General features: G+C 62.1%; 17 protein-coding genes. 12 read left to right on the top strand and 5 right to left on the bottom strand.

The genetic code is table 11. The annotated features are described in order from the left end of the window. Window positions 1-2: 2 nt before the first annotated feature. The 5 genes from lepB (at window position 3) to pdxJ (ending at window position 4,194) form a co-directional block, all read left to right on the top strand. Complete coding sequence (gene lepB / locus ACOZJV_RS15535; RefSeq protein WP_020298958.1) at window positions 3-857, top strand: signal peptidase I; 855 nt, start codon at window positions 3-5, stop codon at window positions 855-857. A gap of 203 nt (window positions 858-1,060) precedes the next feature. Continuing rightward, window positions 1,061-1,750 carry a ribonuclease III gene (gene rnc, locus ACOZJV_RS15530; protein ID WP_020298959.1) on the top strand — a complete coding sequence of 230 codons (690 nt, stop codon included), beginning with the start codon at window positions 1,061-1,063 and terminating at the stop codon, window positions 1,748-1,750. Next, complete coding sequence (gene era / locus ACOZJV_RS15525) at window positions 1,743-2,645, top strand: GTPase Era (protein ID WP_020298960.1); 903 nt, start codon at window positions 1,743-1,745, stop codon at window positions 2,643-2,645. The genes rnc and era overlap by 8 nt, the downstream gene beginning before the upstream one ends. Before the next feature lie 66 nt (window positions 2,646-2,711). Beyond that, complete coding sequence (gene recO / locus ACOZJV_RS15520; RefSeq protein ID WP_078469952.1) at window positions 2,712-3,401, top strand: DNA repair protein RecO; 690 nt, start codon at window positions 2,712-2,714, stop codon at window positions 3,399-3,401. A 49-nt stretch (window positions 3,402-3,450) separates the two neighbouring features. Further along, a complete protein-coding gene (gene pdxJ / locus ACOZJV_RS15515; protein ID WP_020298962.1) occupies window positions 3,451-4,194 on the top strand; it encodes a pyridoxine 5'-phosphate synthase in 744 nt (247 codons plus the stop codon). Window positions 4,195-4,348: 154 nt separating this feature from the next. Here the strand turns inward: pdxJ and mltF are convergent, their stop codons facing one another. Continuing rightward, entirely contained in the window at window positions 4,349-5,809 is a 1,461-nt protein-coding gene (gene mltF / locus ACOZJV_RS15510; RefSeq protein ID WP_078469953.1) for a membrane-bound lytic murein transglycosylase MltF, read from the bottom strand. A gap of 286 nt (window positions 5,810-6,095) precedes the next feature. Here mltF and purL point away from each other — a divergent pair, with 286 nt between their 5' ends. After that, window positions 6,096-9,992, top strand: a complete 3,897-nt coding sequence (gene purL / locus ACOZJV_RS15505) for a phosphoribosylformylglycinamidine synthase (RefSeq protein WP_421547992.1) — start codon at window positions 6,096-6,098, stop codon at window positions 9,990-9,992. A gap of 5 nt (window positions 9,993-9,997) precedes the next feature. Next, window positions 9,998-10,309 (top strand): YqfO family protein, encoded by a 312-nt coding sequence (locus tag ACOZJV_RS15500; protein ID WP_078469955.1) that lies wholly within the window; start codon window positions 9,998-10,000, stop codon window positions 10,307-10,309. A gap of 71 nt (window positions 10,310-10,380) precedes the next feature. Here ACOZJV_RS15500 and ACOZJV_RS15495 read toward each other — a convergent pair whose 3' ends face one another. Then, window positions 10,381-10,884 (bottom strand): L,D-transpeptidase family protein, encoded by a 504-nt coding sequence (locus tag ACOZJV_RS15495; RefSeq protein ID WP_078469956.1) that lies wholly within the window; start codon window positions 10,882-10,884, stop codon window positions 10,381-10,383. Window positions 10,885-11,075: 191 nt separating this feature from the next. Then, entirely contained in the window at window positions 11,076-11,627 is a 552-nt protein-coding gene (locus ACOZJV_RS15490; protein WP_078469957.1) for an NUDIX hydrolase, read from the bottom strand. A gap of 146 nt (window positions 11,628-11,773) precedes the next feature. On the opposite strand from ACOZJV_RS15490, the gene ACOZJV_RS15485 reads away from it, so the two are divergent. The 5 genes from ACOZJV_RS15485 to purT all read left to right on the top strand — a co-directional run bounded on the left by ACOZJV_RS15485 (window position 11,774) and on the right by purT (window position 15,113). Further along, window positions 11,774-12,373 carry a CoA pyrophosphatase gene (locus ACOZJV_RS15485; RefSeq protein WP_020298968.1) on the top strand — a complete coding sequence of 200 codons (600 nt, stop codon included), beginning with the start codon at window positions 11,774-11,776 and terminating at the stop codon, window positions 12,371-12,373. A 55-nt stretch (window positions 12,374-12,428) separates the two neighbouring features. Continuing rightward, entirely contained in the window at window positions 12,429-12,953 is a 525-nt protein-coding gene (locus ACOZJV_RS15480; RefSeq protein WP_020298969.1) for a gamma carbonic anhydrase family protein, read from the top strand. Beyond that, a complete protein-coding gene (locus ACOZJV_RS15475; RefSeq protein ID WP_078469959.1) occupies window positions 12,950-13,159 on the top strand; it encodes a DUF1289 domain-containing protein in 210 nt (69 codons plus the stop codon). The genes ACOZJV_RS15480 and ACOZJV_RS15475 overlap by 4 nt, the downstream gene beginning before the upstream one ends. Before the next feature lie 203 nt (window positions 13,160-13,362). Further along, window positions 13,363-13,830 (top strand): VUT family protein, encoded by a 468-nt coding sequence (locus ACOZJV_RS15470; RefSeq protein WP_078469960.1) that lies wholly within the window; start codon window positions 13,363-13,365, stop codon window positions 13,828-13,830. Window positions 13,831-13,931: 101 nt separating this feature from the next. Then, window positions 13,932-15,113 (top strand): formate-dependent phosphoribosylglycinamide formyltransferase, encoded by a 1,182-nt coding sequence (gene purT / locus ACOZJV_RS15465; RefSeq protein WP_078469961.1) that lies wholly within the window; start codon window positions 13,932-13,934, stop codon window positions 15,111-15,113. 76 nt (window positions 15,114-15,189) lie between these two features. On the opposite strand, the gene ACOZJV_RS15460 is transcribed toward purT, so the two are convergent. Together ACOZJV_RS15460 and ACOZJV_RS15455 are read right to left on the bottom strand one after the other, a co-directional pair. Next, complete coding sequence (locus ACOZJV_RS15460; protein ID WP_020298973.1) at window positions 15,190-16,500, bottom strand: MFS transporter; 1,311 nt, start codon at window positions 16,498-16,500, stop codon at window positions 15,190-15,192. 317 nt (window positions 16,501-16,817) lie between these two features. Continuing rightward, a complete protein-coding gene (locus tag ACOZJV_RS15455; RefSeq protein WP_421547991.1) occupies window positions 16,818-18,059 on the bottom strand; it encodes a transporter associated domain-containing protein in 1,242 nt (413 codons plus the stop codon). Between the last annotated feature and the right edge of the window lie 4 nt (window positions 18,060-18,063).

Genomic DNA, 18,063 nt, shown 5'->3' with positions numbered 1-18,063 from the left:
CTATGTCACTAAATTTCCCGCTGTTGCTGGTCATCGCCGTCGCCGTTTGCGGTTTCCTGGCGTTGCTCGATCTGATCTTTCTGGCGCCACGTCGGCGTGCGGCCATCGCCAACTATCAGGGCAGCGTCAGCGAGCCGGATGGGGTGGTGGTCGAGAAGCTGAACAAAGAGCCTTTGCTGGTTGAATACGGCAAGTCGTTCTTTCCGGTGCTGTTCATCGTATTGGTGCTGCGTTCGTTTCTGGTGGAACCGTTCCAGATCCCTTCGGGCTCGATGATGCCAACCCTGGATGTAGGCGACTTCATCCTGGTGAACAAGTTTTCTTACGGGATCCGCCTGCCGGTGATCGACAAGAAAGTCATCGAAGTCGGTGATCCGAAACGCGGCGATGTGATGGTGTTTCGCTACCCGAGCGACCCCAACGTCAACTACATCAAGCGTGTAGTCGGCCTGCCGGGTGATGAAGTGCGCTACACCAGCGACAAGAAGCTGTTCATCAATGGTCAGCCGGTCGCTGAACTGTTGGTGGGCTCGCAGCCCGGTAGCCTGGGCAGTGCGGAGCTGTACAAGGAAAAACTCGGCGAAGTCGAGCACCTGATTCGCAAAGAGATGAGTCGCTACCACGCCCCGACCGATGGTCAGTGGGTGGTCCCCGCCGGTCATTACTTCATGATGGGCGACAACCGCGACAACTCCAACGACAGCCGTTACTGGGATGATCCGAGCATTCCCAAAGACTTGCTGGGCATGGTTCCCGACAAGAATATCGTCGGCAAGGCCTTTGCAGTCTGGATGAGCTGGCCCGAACCGAAACTCAGCCACCTGCCGAATTTCTCGCGGGTTGGCCTGATCAAGTAATCACACCCACGGCGCTGTTGAACACAGCGCCGAATGCTTTTCTGGAGCGGGGATAACGGCGAACGACCGGGATCGCCCAGGCTCCAGAAGCATGCAGTCAACGATATTCAGGATGTGCATTTGAACACTGCGTTAATTGCCACAGGCACTGTATGCCTCCCTATGGTGGTGAAATTCGACCACGAACTCAGCGTGGGTAAACCGTGAGCGTTTCTTTGAGCCGTCTCGAGCGTCAGCTCGGCTACACCTTCAAGGACCAGGAACTGATGATCCTGGCCCTCACTCACCGCAGCTTTGCCGGGCGCAACAATGAGCGCCTGGAATTCCTCGGTGATGCCATTCTCAACTTCGTGGCCGGCGAGGCGCTGTTCGAGCGTTTCCCCCAGGCTCGCGAAGGCCAGTTGTCGCGTTTGCGCGCGCGCCTGGTAAAAGGTGAAACACTGGCCGTACTGGCCCGTGGTTTCGACCTGGGCGAGTACCTGCGCCTGGGGTCCGGTGAGTTGAAGAGCGGCGGTTTTCGTCGTGAGTCGATCCTTGCCGATGCCCTGGAAGCCTTGATCGGTGCGATCTACCTAGATGCCGGCATGGACGCAGCGCGCGACCGCGTGCTGGCCTGGCTGACCTCCGAGTTCGACAGCCTGACGCTGGTCGACACCAATAAAGATCCCAAGACCCGCCTGCAGGAATTCCTGCAATCGCGTGCCTGCGACCTGCCGCGTTACGAAGTGGTGGATATCCAGGGTGAGCCCCATTGCCGGACGTTCTTCGTCGAATGTGAAATCACCTTACTGAATGAAAAAAGCCGAGGTCAGGGTGTCAGCCGTCGTATTGCCGAACAGGTAGCGGCCGCTGCAGCACTGATTGCCCTGGGCGTGGAGAATGGCCATGACTGATTCAACTGCAACACGCTGTGGCTATGTCGCCATCGTCGGCCGCCCGAACGTGGGCAAATCGACGCTGCTCAACCACATCCTCGGACAGAAGCTGGCCATCACCTCGCGCAAGCCGCAGACCACCCGTCACAACATGCTCGGGATCAAGACCGAGGGCGCTGTCCAGGCGATCTACGTCGACACCCCAGGCATGCACAAAGGTGGCGAAAAGGCCCTCAACCGCTACATGAACAAGACCGCTTCGGCGGCGTTGAAAGACGTCGACGTGGTGATCTTCGTGGTTGATCGCACCAAGTGGACCGACGAAGACCAGATGGTCCTCGAGCGTGTGCAGTACGTGACCGGCCCGCTGATCGTCGCGCTGAACAAGACCGATCGCATCGAAGACAAGGCCGAGCTGATGCCGCACCTGTCCTGGTTGCAGGAGCAGTTGCCGAACGCGCAGATCATGCCGATCTCGGCCCAGCACGGGCACAACCTCGAAGCGCTGGAGCGAGTGATCGCCGAGCACCTGCCGGAAAACGATCACTTCTTCCCTGAAGACCAGATCACTGACCGCAGCAGCCGCTTTCTCGCCGCCGAGCTGGTGCGCGAGAAGATCATGCGCCAGATGGGGGCCGAGCTGCCGTACCAGATCACCGTGGAAATCGAAGAATTCAAGCAGCAGGGCAAAACCCTGCATATTCATGCGCTGATTCTCGTCGAACGCGATGGCCAGAAGAAAATCATCATTGGTGACAAGGGCGAGCGCATCAAGCGCATCGGCACCGAGGCGCGCAAGGATATGGAAGTGCTGTTCGACTCCAAAATCATGCTCAACCTGTGGGTCAAGGTCAAAGGCGGCTGGTCCGACGACGAGCGCGCCCTGCGTTCCCTGGGCTACGGCGACCTGTAATAGCGCCGGCTCTTGGAGTGGGGGAGTGCGCTCCCTCACCCTCTCTCACCTGAGAACCGGACACTGATGTCTACCCACCCCCCCGTCGGCCAGCCCGCTTATGTCCTGCACAGTCGCGCCTACCGCGAAACCAGTGCCCTGGTCGACTTCCTCACGCCCCAAGGCCGCCTGCGTGCGGTACTGCGCAGTGCGCGCGGCAAGGCCGGAACCCTGGCCCGGCCATTCGTGCCACTGGAAGTCGAGTTTCGCGGGCGCGGCGAGCTGAAGAACGTCGGGCGCATGGAAAGTGCCGGCGTCTCCACCTGGCTCAATGGCGAGGCTCTGTTCAGCGGGCTCTACCTCAATGAACTGCTGATTCGTCTGTTACCTGCCGAGGATCCTCATCCGGCGGTCTTCGATCACTATGCCGCGACCTTGCTGGCCCTGGCCGAGGGGCGTCCCCTGGAGCCCTTGTTGCGGGCGTTCGAATGGCGGCTGCTGGATGACCTGGGCTACGGCTTTGCCCTGGATAGCGATATCCATGGCCAGCCGATAGACGCCAAGGGCCTGTACCGCCTGCAAGTGGATGCCGGGCTGGAGCAGGTTTACCTGTTGCAGCCGGGGTTGTTCAACGGCACCGAGCTGCTGGCCATGGCTGAGGCCGACTGGAGTGCCCCCGGTGCGCTGTCGGCCGCCAAGCGCTTGATGCGCCAGGCCCTGGCGGTGCACCTGGGCGGTCGGCCATTGGTCAGTCGCGAGTTGTTTCGCAAGCCCTGATCACCCCGTATGCTGTGCGCCGAATCTTCATTTATTCAGGAGCGCTTCCGTGACCACCAGCAATCGCATTCTTCTTGGCGTGAACATCGACCACGTCGCCACCTTGCGTCAGGCGCGGGGCACCCGTTATCCCGATCCGGTCAAGGCCGCGCTGGATGCAGAAGAGGCGGGCGCTGACGGCATCACCGTGCACCTGCGCGAAGACCGGCGGCACATCCAGGAGCGCGACGTCGTGCTGCTCAAGGACGTGCTGCAGACCCGCATGAATTTCGAGATGGGCGTTACCGAGGAAATGATGGCGTTCGCCGAACGCATCCGTCCGGCACACATCTGCCTGGTCCCGGAAACCCGCCAGGAACTGACCACCGAGGGCGGCCTGGATGTTGCGGGCCAGGAAGCGCGGATCAAGGCCGCGGTCGAGCGCCTGTCGAAAACCGGCGCCGAAGTGTCGTTGTTCATCGACGCGGATGAGCGGCAGATCGAAGCTTCCCGCCGTGTCGGCGCCCCGGCCATTGAGCTGCACACCGGGCGCTACGCCGATGCGCAGACCCCAACCGAGGTCGCGCAAGAGCTGCAGCGTGTGGCTGAGGGCGTGGCAATCGGCTTGGCTCAAGGGCTGATCGTCAATGCCGGGCACGGCCTGCATTACCACAACGTCGAGGCGGTGGCGGCAATCAAGGGCATCAACGAACTGAACATCGGTCACGCCCTGGTGGCCCATGCCTTGTTCGTCGGCTTCAAAGGCGCCGTGGCGGAAATGAAGGCCCTGATCCTGGCCGCCGCCAAAGCCTGACCCAACTCTGTAGCTGCTGACGACAGGCTCGGGCCGCGTTCGGACGCTGGCCGTGCCGGGCGCTGTGGGGTGTCAGGTAGATTGATGCGTTGCGGATGGCCAGCGCAGCCTCGCGGGCTCGGCAGCGGCTACGGGATGTATTGAGAGTGGGGCTTTAGAGCGGTGGGTTTTCCGCCGGGGGCTTGGTCTTGTCGACGCCGGGCACGTGCAGATTGCCTTCAGCCACCTGGTCGCCTTCCAGCTGCGGCTGCGTGACCCAGGTCAGGATGTCGTAGTAGCGCCGGATGTTGGCCACAAAGTGCACCGGCTCACCGCCCCGGGCGTAGCCGTAACGGGTCTTGCTGTACCACTGTTTCTGCGACAGCCGTGGCAGCATTTTCTTCACGTCCAGCCACTTGTTGGGGTTGAGCCCCTCTTTCTCCGCCAGCTTGCGCGCGTCGTCCAGGTGGCCGGTGCCGACGTTATAGGCGGCGAGGGCGAACCAGGTGCGATCCGGTTCCTCGATCTTGTCGTCCAGTTGTTCCTTGATATAGGCCAGATACTTGGCCCCGCCGCTGATGCTCTGCTTGGGGTCCAGGCGGTTGGACACGCCCATGGCCTGGGCGGTGTTTTGCGTCAGCATCATCAGGCCGCGCACGCCGGTCTTGGACGTCACCGCGGGCTGCCACATGGATTCCTGGTAGCCGACCGCTGCCAGCAGGCGCCAGTCGACCTTCTCCTGCTTGGCCGAGGCCTTGAAGTGCTTCTCGTATTTGGGCAAACGCTGCTGCAGGTGCTGGGCAAAGGTGTAGGCGCCCACGTAGCCCAGAACATCCACGTGCCCGTAGTAGCGATCTTTCAGGCGCTGCAGGGTGCCGTTCTTCTGCACCTTGTCGAGGTAGGCGTTGATCTCGTTGAGCAGGCTGTTGTCTTCGCCGGCGGCCACGGCCCAGCTCTGGTTGCTGGCGTCGCCGAGGTCGAAGGCCACGCGCACGTTGGGAAAGTACACCTGGTTCATCGCCACTTCGTTGGAGTCGACCAGAGTCAGGTCGATCTGCCCTTCGTCGACCATGCGCAACAGGTCGACCACTTCCACCGCGTCCGATTCTTCGTATTCGATGCCGGGGTACTTCAGCTTCAGATCGGCCAGTTGCTCGGCGTGGGTGCTGCCCTTGAGCACCATGATGTGCTTGCCCACCAGGTCGGCGGCGTTGGTCGGCCGGGACTGGCCGTTGCGATAGATGATCTGCGGGGTGACTTCAAGGTAAGGATGGGAAAACCTGACTTGTTGCTGGCGTTTCTCGCTGCTGACCAGACCGGCAGCAGCCAGCACCGGGCCGTTAGGTTTACCCAGCTGGCCAAAAAGGTCATCGAGGTTGTCGGCGGTTTCGATCTTCAGCTCAACGCCCAGATCGTCGGCGAAGCGTTTCACCAGCTCGTATTCGAAGCCGGTTTCGCCATTGCGATCCTGAAAGTAGGTGGCCGGGCTGTTACGGGTGACCACCCGCAGCACACCATCCTCCTTTATACGCTCCAGGGTGCTGGGTTTTTCAACACAGGCACCGAGCATCAGGAAGAGTCCGGTTGCGATGAGCCATCTGGCACAGCGCGGACGTAAAGCCATAGGGGAAAACATTTGCGCAGTATACGCAAAGGACCACGGCCGCCATATCTCGACAGATAAGGGCTGGTCTGCTAGAGATTCGCCGCCGGCGCTGGAGCCCTTGTGAATGGCGGCTCGCTGCTCAATGTGACGCTTAAAATAACCCTTCTGAATGGGCCTGATGCCTCTTTGTTATAGCCGGCGGTCCCTGGGCCGACGTCTGGCCGCAGTCTCGCGTGCCGTTTCGGGTGCCGTGGCGGGCGCTTTAGGCTAGAATGCACGGCCTCAAAGCACACCCCTTCCCGAGGCTGTCCCGAAGATGTTGATCCTGCGCGGCGCTCCTGCCCTTTCTGCCTTTCGCCACAGCAAACTCCTTGAGCAACTGAGCCGATCTGTCCCGGCTGTCAGTGGCTTGTATGCTGAATTCGCTCACTTCGCCGAAGTCACCGGCGACCTGACCGGCGACGAACAGCAGGTGCTTGCGCGCCTTCTGAAGTACGGTCCAAGCGTACCGGTCCAAGAACCGACCGGTCGCCTGTTCCTGGTGCTGCCGCGGTTTGGCACCATCTCGCCATGGTCGAGCAAGGCCAGTGATATCGCCCGCAACTGTGGCCTGGCAAAAATCCAGCGCCTGGAGCGCGGTATTGCCTTCTACGTGGCCGGTGAGTTCAGCGATGTCCAGGCGCAACAGGTCGCCGACGTCCTGCACGACCGCATGACCCAGATCGTCCTGGGCAACCTGGAGCAGGCTGCCGGCCTGTTCAGCCATGCCACGCCCAAGCCGCTGACCGCCATCGATATCCTCGGCGGTGGTCGCGAAGCGCTGGAAAGCGCCAACCGCGAATTGGGCCTGGCCCTGGCCGAAGACGAAATCGATTACCTGATGAGTGCCTTCCAGGGCCTCAAGCGCAACCCGCACGACATCGAACTGATGATGTTCGCCCAGGCCAACTCCGAGCATTGCCGGCACAAGATCTTCAATGCCAGCTGGGACATCGACGGCCAGAGCCAGGACAAGAGCCTGTTCGGCATGATCAAGAACACCTACGTGATGCACAGCGAAGGTGTTCTGTCGGCTTATAAGGACAACGCCTCGGTGATCGTCGGCAACGTCGCCGGCCGTTTCTTCCCGGACCCCGAGACCCGCCAGTACGGCGCGGTCCAGGAGCCGGTGCATATCCTGATGAAGGTCGAGACGCATAACCACCCGACGGCGATCGCCCCGTTCCCGGGCGCGTCCACCGGCTCTGGTGGCGAGATCCGTGACGAGGGTGCCACCGGTCGCGGCGCCAAGCCCAAGGCTGGCCTGACCGGTTTCACCGTATCCAACCTGCAGATCCCGGGTTTCGAGCAGCCGTGGGAAGTGCCGTATGGCAAGCCCGAGCGCATCGTCACCGCGCTGGACATCATGATCGAAGGCCCGCTGGGCGGCGCCGCGTTCAACAACGAATTCGGCCGTCCAGCCCTGACCGGCTACTTCCGTACCTTCGAGCAATCCATCACCACCCCGCGTGGCGATGAGGTTCGTGGCTACCACAAGCCGATCATGCTGGCCGGCGGCATGGGTAACATCCGTGCCGAACACGTACAGAAAGGCGAGATCACCGTCGGCTCCAAGCTGATCGTGCTCGGTGGCCCGGCCATGCTGATCGGCCTGGGTGGCGGCGCTGCTTCCTCGATGGCCACCGGCACCAGTTCGGCTGACCTGGACTTTGCCTCGGTACAGCGCGAAAACCCGGAAATGGAACGCCGTTGCCAGGAAGTCATCGACCGTTGCTGGCAGTTGGGTGACAAGAACCCGATCAGCTTCATCCATGACGTCGGTGCGGGTGGGTTGTCCAACGCCTTCCCGGAACTGGTCAACGATGGCGACCGTGGCGGCCGTTTCGAGCTGCGCAATATTCCCAATGACGAGCCGGGCATGGCCCCGCACGAAATCTGGTCCAACGAATCCCAGGAGCGTTACGTCCTGGCCGTCGGCGCTGAAGATTTCGAGCGCTTCCAGGCGATCTGCGAGCGCGAGCGCTGCCCGTTCGCCGTAGTGGGCGAAGCCACCGCCGAGCCGCAGTTGACTGTCACCGACAGCCACTTCGGCAACAGCCCGGTGGACATGCCTCTGGAAGTGCTGCTGGGCAAAGCCCCGCGCATGCACCGTTCGGCGGTCCGCGAGACCGAGCTGGGCGATGATTTCGACCCGAGCAGCCTGTCCATCGACGACTGCGTGGAGCGCGTCCTGCACCACCCGGCCGTGGCCAGCAAAAGCTTCCTGATCACCATTGGCGACCGCACCATTACCGGCCTGGTTGCCCGCGACCAGATGGTCGGCCCGTGGCAGGTCCCGGTGGCTGACGTGGCCGTCACTGCTACCAGCTTCGACGTCTACACCGGTGAAGCCATGGCCATGGGTGAGCGCACGCCGCTGGCCCTGCTCGACGCACCGGCGTCCGGGCGCATGGCGATTGGCGAAACCCTGACCAACATCGCGGCTTCGCGCATTGAGAAAATCTCCGACATCAAACTGTCGGCCAACTGGATGTCCGCTGCCGGCCACCCGGGTGAAGATGCGCGCCTCTACGACACCGTGAAAGCGGTCGGCATGGAGCTGTGCCCGGAGCTGGGGATCACCATTCCGGTGGGCAAGGACTCGATGTCCATGGCCACTCGCTGGAGCGACGAGGGCGTCGACAAAAGCGTGACCTCGCCGCTGTCGCTGATCGTTACCGGCTTCGCGCCAGTGGCGGATATCCGCAAGACCCTGACCCCCGTGCTGCGCATGGACAAGGGCATCACCGACCTGATCCTGATCGACCTCGGCCGTGGCCAGAACCGCATGGGCGCCTCGATCCTGGCCCAGGTTCACGGCAAGCTCGGCAAGCAGGCACCGGACGTCGATGACGCCGAAGACCTGAAGGCCTTCTTCGCAGTGATCCAGGGCCTCAACGCCGACGGTCACCTGCTGGCCTACCACGACCGTTCCGACGGTGGTTTGCTGACCAGCACCGTGGAAATGGCCTTTGCCGGTCACTGCGGCCTGAGCCTGAACCTCGACGGCGTGGCTGAAACCTCGGCCGACATCGCCGCGATCCTGTTCAACGAAGAGCTGGGCGCCGTGATCCAGGTACGCCAGGACGCCACCCCAGACGTACTGGCACAGTTCAGCGCCGCCGGCCTGGGCGACTGCGTGTCGGTCATCGGCCAGCCACTGAACAACGGCGAAGTCAGCATCACCTTCAATGGCGACACCGTGTTCTCCGGCCAGCGTCGTCTGCTGCAACGTCAGTGGGCTGAAACCAGCTACCAGATCCAGCGCCTGCGGGATAACGCCGACTGCGCCGAGCAAGAGTTCGACGTGCTGCTGGAAGAAGACAACCCGGGCCTGAGCGTCAAGCTGGCCTTCGACGTCAACCAGGACGTTGCCGCGCCTTACATCAAGAAGGGCGTCCGTCCTCAAGTGGCGGTCCTGCGTGAACAGGGCGTCAACGGCCAGGTGGAAATGGCTGCGGCCTTCGACCGTGCGGGCTTCAACGCGATCGACGTGCACATGAGCGACATCCTTGCCGGGCGTGTCGACCTGAACGACTTCAAGGGCATGGTCGCTTGCGGTGGCTTCTCCTACGGCGACGTACTGGGTGCCGGTGAGGGCTGGGCCAAGTCGGCGCTGTTCAACAGCCGTGCGCGGGACGCCTTCCAGGGCTTCTTCGAACGTACCGACAGCTTCACGCTGGGTGTGTGCAACGGTTGCCAGATGATGTCCAACCTGCACGAGCTGATTCCGGGCAGCGAGTTCTGGCCGCACTTTGTGCGTAACCGTTCCGAGCAGTTCGAAGCCCGTGTGGCCATGGTCGAAGTGCAGAAGTCGAACTCGATCTTCCTGCAGGGCATGGCCGGTTCGCGCATGCCGATCGCCATCGCCCACGGTGAAGGCCATGCCGAGTTCGCCAACGAAGACGCTCTGCTCGAAGCCGATCTGTCCGGTTGCGTGGCCCTGCGTTTCGTCGACAACCACGGCAAGGTCACCGAGAACTACCCGGCCAACCCGAACGGCTCGCCGCGCGGGATCACCGGTCTCACCAGCCGTGACGGTCGCGTCACCATCATGATGCCGCACCCGGAGCGGGTGTTCCGCGCGGTGCAGAACTCCTGGCGCCCGGAAGAGTGGAACGAAGATGCGGCGTGGATGCGCATGTTCCGTAACGCTCGGGTCTGGGTGAACTAAGGGACATGTACAAGCTCAGCTTCTTTGTTCCTCCCAGCCATGTGGACGTGGTCAAGAGCGCTGTATTCGCCGCCGGTGGCGGTAGAATCGGTGCCTACGACCACTGCGCCTGGCAGGTGCTGGGCCAGGGTCAGTTTCGCCCGCTGGACGGCAGCCAGCCGTTTCTCGGGCAAAACGGCCTGGTCGAGCAGGTCGAGGAGTGGAAGGTCGAGCTGGTGGTGGCCGATGAGCTGATCCGTTCGGTGGTGATGGCCCTGAAACAGAGCCATCCCTACGAAACGCCGGCTTATGAGGTTTGGCGCCTGGAAGACTTCTAGGCCCGCCATTGCGAAAAAGCCCGCTGAACCGGTAACGGTCAGCGGGCTTTTTCATGAGGCGGAGCCAGCGCTCAGGGGCGGATTTCAATCATGGTGCCGTCCTTGACCAGGCCCCAGACTTCTCGCATATCGACGTTGCGCATGGCGATGCAGCCGTCGGTCCAGTCCAGGGTGTGGAAGAACTGCTCGGGGTAGTCTTCGCTGTCCGGCGTGCCGTGGATCATGATCATGCTGCCCGGTGGAACGCCTTCGCGGCGTGAGCGGGCGGAGTCGCTGATATTCGGGTAGGAGATGTGCATGGCCAGGTTGAAGCGATCGCTGGTCTTGCGCCAGTCGAGCCAGTAGAAGCCTTCCGGCGTGCGTTTATCGCCTTCCATCAGTTTTGGTCCCTTGGGCTGCTTGCCCAGGGAAATGCGATAGGTCTTGAGCGGCTTGCCGTCGTTGATCAGTTGCAGTTGGTGGGCCGACTTGAGGACCAGCACTTTTTCGATGATCTTGCCGTCCAGGGTTTCTACCGTAGAGGCGTGGGACGCAACAGTGAGTGACAAGCAGAGAAGGGCAAGCAACCAGCGCATTGAAACGATATCCCTAGGCGTACACCGGTGCTGCGTACGTTTTATTGTTTAAGAACCACTTTGCGATCTGCTGCGCTTGGTTCATGTGGCGCTAAAAATGCCTTCGAAATGCTCATTTAGCTGCTTAAATTGAGCGATCTCAGCCATTTTTTGTCCAGCCTGAGCGTCGCTCGTCAGATCGGGAGCAGGTTCTACGTGATGGCCGGCTGAGCGAGCGGAGGAATCGACTCGGAGCGCACGGGGAAGTCCTCGGTGTGCCGGTCAGCGAAAAAGCATTCTAAGGTACGCCCGACCGTGCGGAAAGCCAGCTCGGACCAAGGGATCTCCGACTCTTCGAATAAGCGCACTTCCAGGCTCTCTTCGCCGGCGGCAAAGTCCAGGTCCGCCAGCTCGGCGCGAAAAAACACATGCACCTGGCTGATATGGGGGACGTCGATCAAGGTGTAGATGCTCAGGTTGCGGACCCGGGCGCAGGCTTCTTCGGCGGTTTCGCGGATGGCGGCCTGTTCGATGGTCTCGCCGTTTTCCATAAAGCCTGCGGGCAGGGTCCAGTAGCCACGGCGTGGCTCGATGGCGCGGCGACACAGCAGCACCTGGGTGCCCCAGGTCGGCACGCAGCCGGCGACGATATTCGGGTTCTGGTAGTGGATGGTCTGGCAGTGGTCGCAGACAAACCGCAGGCGTGAGTCGCCCTCGGGAATACGCTGGGTTACCGGTTTACCGCACTGGCTGCAAAATTTCATGCTGGGCTTCCGAAAAGGCTGGGCCTATCTTGGCGTGCGGCCAGTTTGTCGGCAAGTTGTCGTTAAGCGACATGCCAGGGGCCGGGGGTTGGGCCGATGCCGGGATTGGTGCATGATGCACGGTAGCCAACAGATCGAGATGACTCATGCTGGACGAGCTACTTCATCGGGTAACCAACCATACGCCACGAACGCTGGAGACTGATCGCCGTTTTCCGGAGGCGGCGGTGCTGGTGCCTATTACCCGCAGTGAAGAGCCGGAACTGGTGCTGACCCTGCGTGCCAGCGGGCTGTCGACCCATGGCGGTGAAGTGGCGTTTCCCGGTGGAAGGCGTGACCCGGAAGACCCCGACCTGATCTTCACCGCACTGCGCGAGGCGCAAGAGGAGATCGGCCTGCCTCCGGGGCTGGTGGAAGTCATTGGTCCCTTGAGCCCGCTGATTTCGTTGCACGGGATCAAGGTCACACCCTATGTCGGGGTGATTCCCGATTATGTCGAGTACCTGGCCAACGACGCCGAGATTGCCGCGGTGTTCAGTGTGCCGCTGGAGTTCTTCCGCCAGGACCCGCGCGAGCATACCCACCGCATCGACTATCAGGGCCGCAGTTGGTATGTGCCCAGTTATCGCTTTGGCGAATACAAGATCTGGGGTTTGACGGCGATCATGATCGTCGAACTGATCAATCTGCTGTATGACGCCAAAATCAGCCTGCATCACCCCCCCAAGAGCTCTATCAATATTTGAAGCCATCGCTCGTATGGCATGAACCCGCGGCCGCCTGAGCCCTGAGGATAAGAAGATGAAATACCGCCTGGGCGATGCCCGAGTTGAAACCCACCCGCAAAGCTGGGTCGCCCCGAACGCCACGCTGGTGGGCAAGGTCAAGCTGGAGGAGGGTGCCAATGTCTGGTTCAACGCGGTGTTGCGTGGCGACAACGAACTGATCCTGATCGGCAAGAACAGCAATGTGCAGGATGGCACGGTAATGCACACCGATATGGGCTACCCGCTGACCATCGGCACGGGCGTCACCATCGGCCATAACGCCATGCTGCATGGCTGCACCGTTGGCGATTACAGCCTGATCGGTATTAATGCAGTGATCCTCAACGGGGCGAAAATCGGCAAAAACTGCATCATCGGCGCCAATTCGCTGATTGGCGAAGGCAAGGAAATTCCCGATGGCTCGCTGGTGATGGGTTCGCCCGGCAAAGTGGTGCGCGAACTGACCGAGCCGCAAAAGAAAATGCTCGAAGCCAGTGCCGCGCACTATGTGCACAACGCCCAGCGCTACGCCCGTGACCTGGTCGAGCAAGAACAATGACCAGCACCGAGCGCCCGGTTGCCTCGCCCTGCGTCAGCATCTGCGCCCTGGATGATGACGACATCTGCACCGGCTGCCAGCGAACCGTGGATGAAATCACCCGCTGGAGCCGCATGGACAACGACGAGCGGCGCACAGTGCTCGGCCTGTGCCACGAGCGAGCCAAAGCCAGCGGCCTGGTGTGGATGGTGGGCACCTCCAACTGACCTGTAGCTGCTGCGGCTGGCTGCGCTGGCCATCAGACACCGTCCATTCCATCCGGATTCACGATCTCTTTTAGGGCCAGCGTCCGAACGCGGCCCGACCCTGCGGCAGCGGCACCGGTGGGATGATTGGAGGGCGGCAGATTTTGCGTGCGCCTGGCCGCTCAAGTACCCTGTGCGCCTTATCTACAGGTACCTTTCGCGCCATGCTCTTCCTGATCGCTTACATCAGCAGCGTCGTGCTGATCAACTACGCCTTTTCCAGTGCCCCGCACCTGGACATCATCTGGTCGGCCTGGGGCGGGTTGGTGTTTGTGCTGCGCGATATGGTGCAGACCCGCTTCGGCCACGGTGCACTGCTCGCCATGCTGGCGGCGCTGGTGCTGTCTTACGTGACCTCCGATCCGACGATCGCCCTGGCCAGCGCCACGGCATTCGCGGTCTCCGAGTGCATCGACTGGCTGGTGTTCAGCATTACCAAGCGCCCGCTGCACGACCGGCTATGGATCAGTTCGGCGCTGAGCATCCCGCTGGACACCTTTATCTTCTTCGGCCTGATCGACGCGCTGACACCCGGAGTCGTGCTCACCGCATTGGGTTCCAAGTTCGCCGGCGTGACGGTGGTCTGGCTGGCCATGGCCTGGCGCTTGCGCAAGGCGACGTGCGCCAGCTGAGGCCAAACCCCGCGGTTCATGTAAAATGCCGCGCTTTCTCCCCATGGGTCGCCCGTCTGGTGCGCGGCCCTCGATGATCCGCTCCTTTTGAGGACCTGCAGATGACCCGTATCGGAACTCCATTGTCGCCAACCGCGACCCGCGTTTTGCTTTGTGGCTGTGGCGAGTTGGGCAAGGAAGTGGTGATCGAGCTGCAGCGCCTGGGCGTTGAAGTGATTGCCGTGGATCGCTATGCCAATGCGCCGGCGATGCAAGTGGCTCACCGCAGCCACGTCATCAACATGCTCGACGGTGCGGCCCTGCGGGCAGTGATCGAGGCGGAGAAACCGCACTTTATCGTGCCGGAGATCGAAGCCATCGCCACGGCGACCCTGGTCGAACTGGAAGCCGAAGGCTTCACCGTGATCCCGACTGCGCGTGCCACGCAACTGACCATGAACCGTGAAGGCATCCGCCGCCTGGCCGCTGAAGAGCTGGACCTGCCGACCTCGCCCTACCACTTCGCCGACACCTTCGAGGACTATTCCAAGGCGGTTCAAGACCTGGGCTTCCCCTGCGTAGTCAAGCCGGTCATGAGCTCCTCGGGCAAGGGTCAGAGCCTGCTGCGCAGCGCCGACGACGTGCAGAAGGCCTGGGATTACGCCCAGGAAGGCGGACGTGCCGGCAAGGGCCGGGTGATCATCGAAGGCTTTATCGATTTCGATTACGAAATCACCCTGTTGACCGTGCGTCACATCGGCGGCACCACCTTCTGCGCGCCGGTCGGGCACCGTCAGGAGAAAGGTGACTATCAGGAGTCCTGGCAGCCCCAGGCCATGAGCCCCAAGGCCCTGGCGGAATCCGAGCGCGTGGCCAAGGCCGTGACCGAGGCGCTGGGTGGCCGTGGCCTGTTTGGCGTCGAGCTGTTTATCAAGGGCGATCAGGTGTGGTTCAGCGAAGTGTCGCCGCGCCCGCATGACACCGGCCTGGTGACCCTGATTTCCCAGGACTTGTCGCAGTTTGCCCTGCATGCGCGGGCGATCCTGGGCTTGCCGATTCCACTGATTCGCCAGTTCGGGCCATCGGCTTCGGCAGTGATTCTGGTGGAAGGCCAGTCGACCCAGACCGCATTCGCCAACCTGGGCGCCGCCCTGAGCGAGCCAGACACCGCCCTGCGCCTGTTCGGCAAGCCGGAAGTCAATGGTCAGCGCCGTATGGGCGTGGCCCTGGCGCGTGACGAGTCGATCGAGGCCGCACGGGCCAAGGCGACCCGCGCTTCGCAAGCGGTGGTGGTCGAGCTCTAAAGGCCGCGCCGGCAAGCTGGCCCCTACAGGTGTGCGTTTAACCGTGTAGGGGCCGGATTGCCGGCGATCCGTTCTATCAAGCGACCCGATTCAGGTCGTTATCCCGCGTCTCTTTCAGGCACAGCACAGCGATCAAGCTGAGCAGCGCTGCCGCCGACACATACCCGCCGACATAACTCAGGCCGCCCATCGCCACCAGCTTAGTGGCAAAGAAGGGCGCCGCCGATGCGCCGACAATTCCGCCCAGGTTATACGCCGCCGAAGCGCCGGTATAACGCACGCGGGTCGGGAACAGCTCCGGCAGCATCGCGCCCATCGGGGCGAAGGTCACGCCCATCAGGAACAGTTCCAGGGCCAGGAACAGCGCCACTGCCCAGGTCGAGCCGTGGGTCAGCAGCGGCTCCATGGTGAAGCCCGACAGGATGGCCAGCACCGCGCCGACGATCAGCACCGGCTTGCGCCCGTAACGGTCGCTGGCCAGGGCGGCAATCGGTGTCGCCAGGCCCATGAACAGCACGGCGAAGCACAAGAGTCCGAGGAAGGTTTCACGGCTGTAGCCCAGGGTCGACACGCCGTAGCTCAGGGAAAACGCCGTGGTGATGTAGAACAGCGCGTAACACACCACCATTGACGCCGCGCCCAGCAGGACCGGCAGCCAATGCTGGCTGAACAGTTCTACCAGCGGCACTTTGACGGGCGCTTCGTGGGCCACCGCGTTGGCAAACACCGGGGTTTCATGCAGCTTCAAGCGGGCATACAGGCCAACCATCACCAGCGCGGCGCTGAGAATGAACGGGATGCGCCAGCCCCAACTGCGGAACTGCTCGTCGCTGAGGTTCATGGCCAGGATCAGGAACAAGCCGTTGGCTGCCAGGAAGCCGATGGAGGGGCCCAGTTGCGGAAACATGCCGAACCAGGCGCGCTTGCCCTTTGGCGCGTTCTCGGTGGCCAGCAACGCCGCGCCGCCCCATTCGCCGCCAAGGCCCAGGCCCTGGCCGAAGCGCAGTACGCACAACAGGATCGGCGCCCAGGCCCCGATGCTGTCATAGCCGGGCAGCAAGCCGATCAGCGTGGTGCAGACCCCCATCAGCAGCAGGGAGGCCACCAGGGTCGATTTGCGGCCGATGCGATCGCCAAAATGGCCGAACAGCGCCGAACCCATGGGGCGGGCGATAAAGGCAATGCCGAAGGTCAGGAACGAGGCAAGCATCTGCGCCGTGCCGGAGGTTTGCGGGAAAAATACCGGGCCGATCACCAGCGCGGCGGCCGTGGCGTAGATGTAGAAATCGTAGAACTCGATGGCAGTGCCAACGATGCTCGCCGTGGCAACGCGAGCGGTCGAGTTGGTCGGGGCGGCGGTCGCGGCCTCGTTATAGGTGGTGCTCATTGAAATATCCCTGACGGTCATTGCGCGTTTGGACGCGGATTATTATTAGTCGTACACCCCCTGGGTCAGGGGCGTGCGCGGGGTGGCTCGGGATGGGAGCAAACACCGTTCAGACACAGTAAAGCGGTGCCTGGACGCGCTGAGTGCGGGTAGCACGCGGTCGGGCGGGGCTTGGGTAAGCCAGGGGATTATAGGAAGGGGGCTATCGATTCAACAAGGGGGGAAAACAGCGTTTTTTTTCAGAAAACAGCCGCTAGCTTGCGGGTTTTATCGCTATGAGGCGGCTGTTTTGCGCTGATTTCGCCTTAGCTTGAGATTTATCTCGTGACGGGTGTCGAGCTGGTGTGCCAGATCAACACGCGGCTGATGCGGTTGTCTTCGGTCTCGAGGATTTCCAGGCGATAGCGGCCGATCTTCAGGCAGACGGCGCTGTCGGGGATGGTTTCCAGGGCTTCGGTGACCAGGCCGTTGAGGGTTTTCGGGCCATCGCTGGGCAGGTGCCAGCCCAGGCTCTTGTTCAACTCGCGAATCGACGCGGCCCCTTCGATCACGTAGCGACCATCGGCTTGCGGGTGGATGTGCGGGTTGTCGAGGCTGTGTTCGCTTTCGAACTCGCCGACGATTTCTTCGAGAATGTCTTCCAGGGTGACGATGCCCAGGACTTCGCCGTATTCGTCGACCACCATGCCCAGGCGGCGCTGCTGTTTGTGAAAGTTCAGCAGTTGCAGTTGCAGCGGTGTGCTTTCCGGAACGAAATAGGGTTCGTGGCAGGCGCTGAGCAGAGCGTCCTTGGTCAGGCTGGCATCCGGCAGCAGGTGGCGGATCTGCCGGGTGTTGAGCACCGCCTCGACCTGGTTGATATCACTGTGGAACACCGGCAGCCGAGTGCGCTTGGAGACGCGCAGCTGCTCGATGATGTCTTCGATGGGGTCGTCGAGGTTGATCCCGTCGACTTCACTGCGCGGCACCAGGATGTCGTTGACCGTGATGTTGTCCAGGGCATGGATGCCCGACAGCAGGTGCGGGCGGCAGTTGGCGGGCTCGTGGCCCGACGGATGTTCCGACTCGGGCGCCAGGTCATCCTCGCTGTGCTTGACCACGCCGACCTTCGGGGTAAAGGGGCGCAGCAGCAACAGACTGATGGCATTCAGCAACCAGGCCCCCGGATAGATGATCTTCAGTGGTACGCCCAGCAGGGTATTGCCCAGGGCCAGAACCCCTTCCGGGTAGCGCACGGCGAGGGCTCGCGGCAGGTAGTCGGCGAGCACCAGGAGCAGGCAGGTGGCGATCAGGCAGGCCATCCACGGGCCGTTCTGTTCCCAGTAGAACAGCGCGAGCAGGGTGCTGAGGATCACCGTCAACACCCGGCACAGGGTGTTGCACAGGATCAGGCTTTCGCGAGGGAAGCTCAGGCGGGCCAGGGGCCTGTCGCCGGAGCGAGAGGCGTTGCGCAGGGTCAGCAGGTGCTGCTGGGCGATTTCGATGGCGGTGAACAGTGCCGACCATAAAACCAGCAGGGCCAATACAGCGAGCATCGGCCCTATGGGCAAGTTGTCCATGATG

It is taken from the genome of Pseudomonas sp. QD4, assembly GCF_049199125.1.
In the GTDB taxonomy this organism is placed as follows: domain Bacteria; phylum Pseudomonadota; class Gammaproteobacteria; order Pseudomonadales; family Pseudomonadaceae; genus Aquipseudomonas.
The sequence above is the reverse complement of the archived record's forward strand: the minus strand, read 5'-3'. Positions and strand labels throughout refer to the sequence as shown.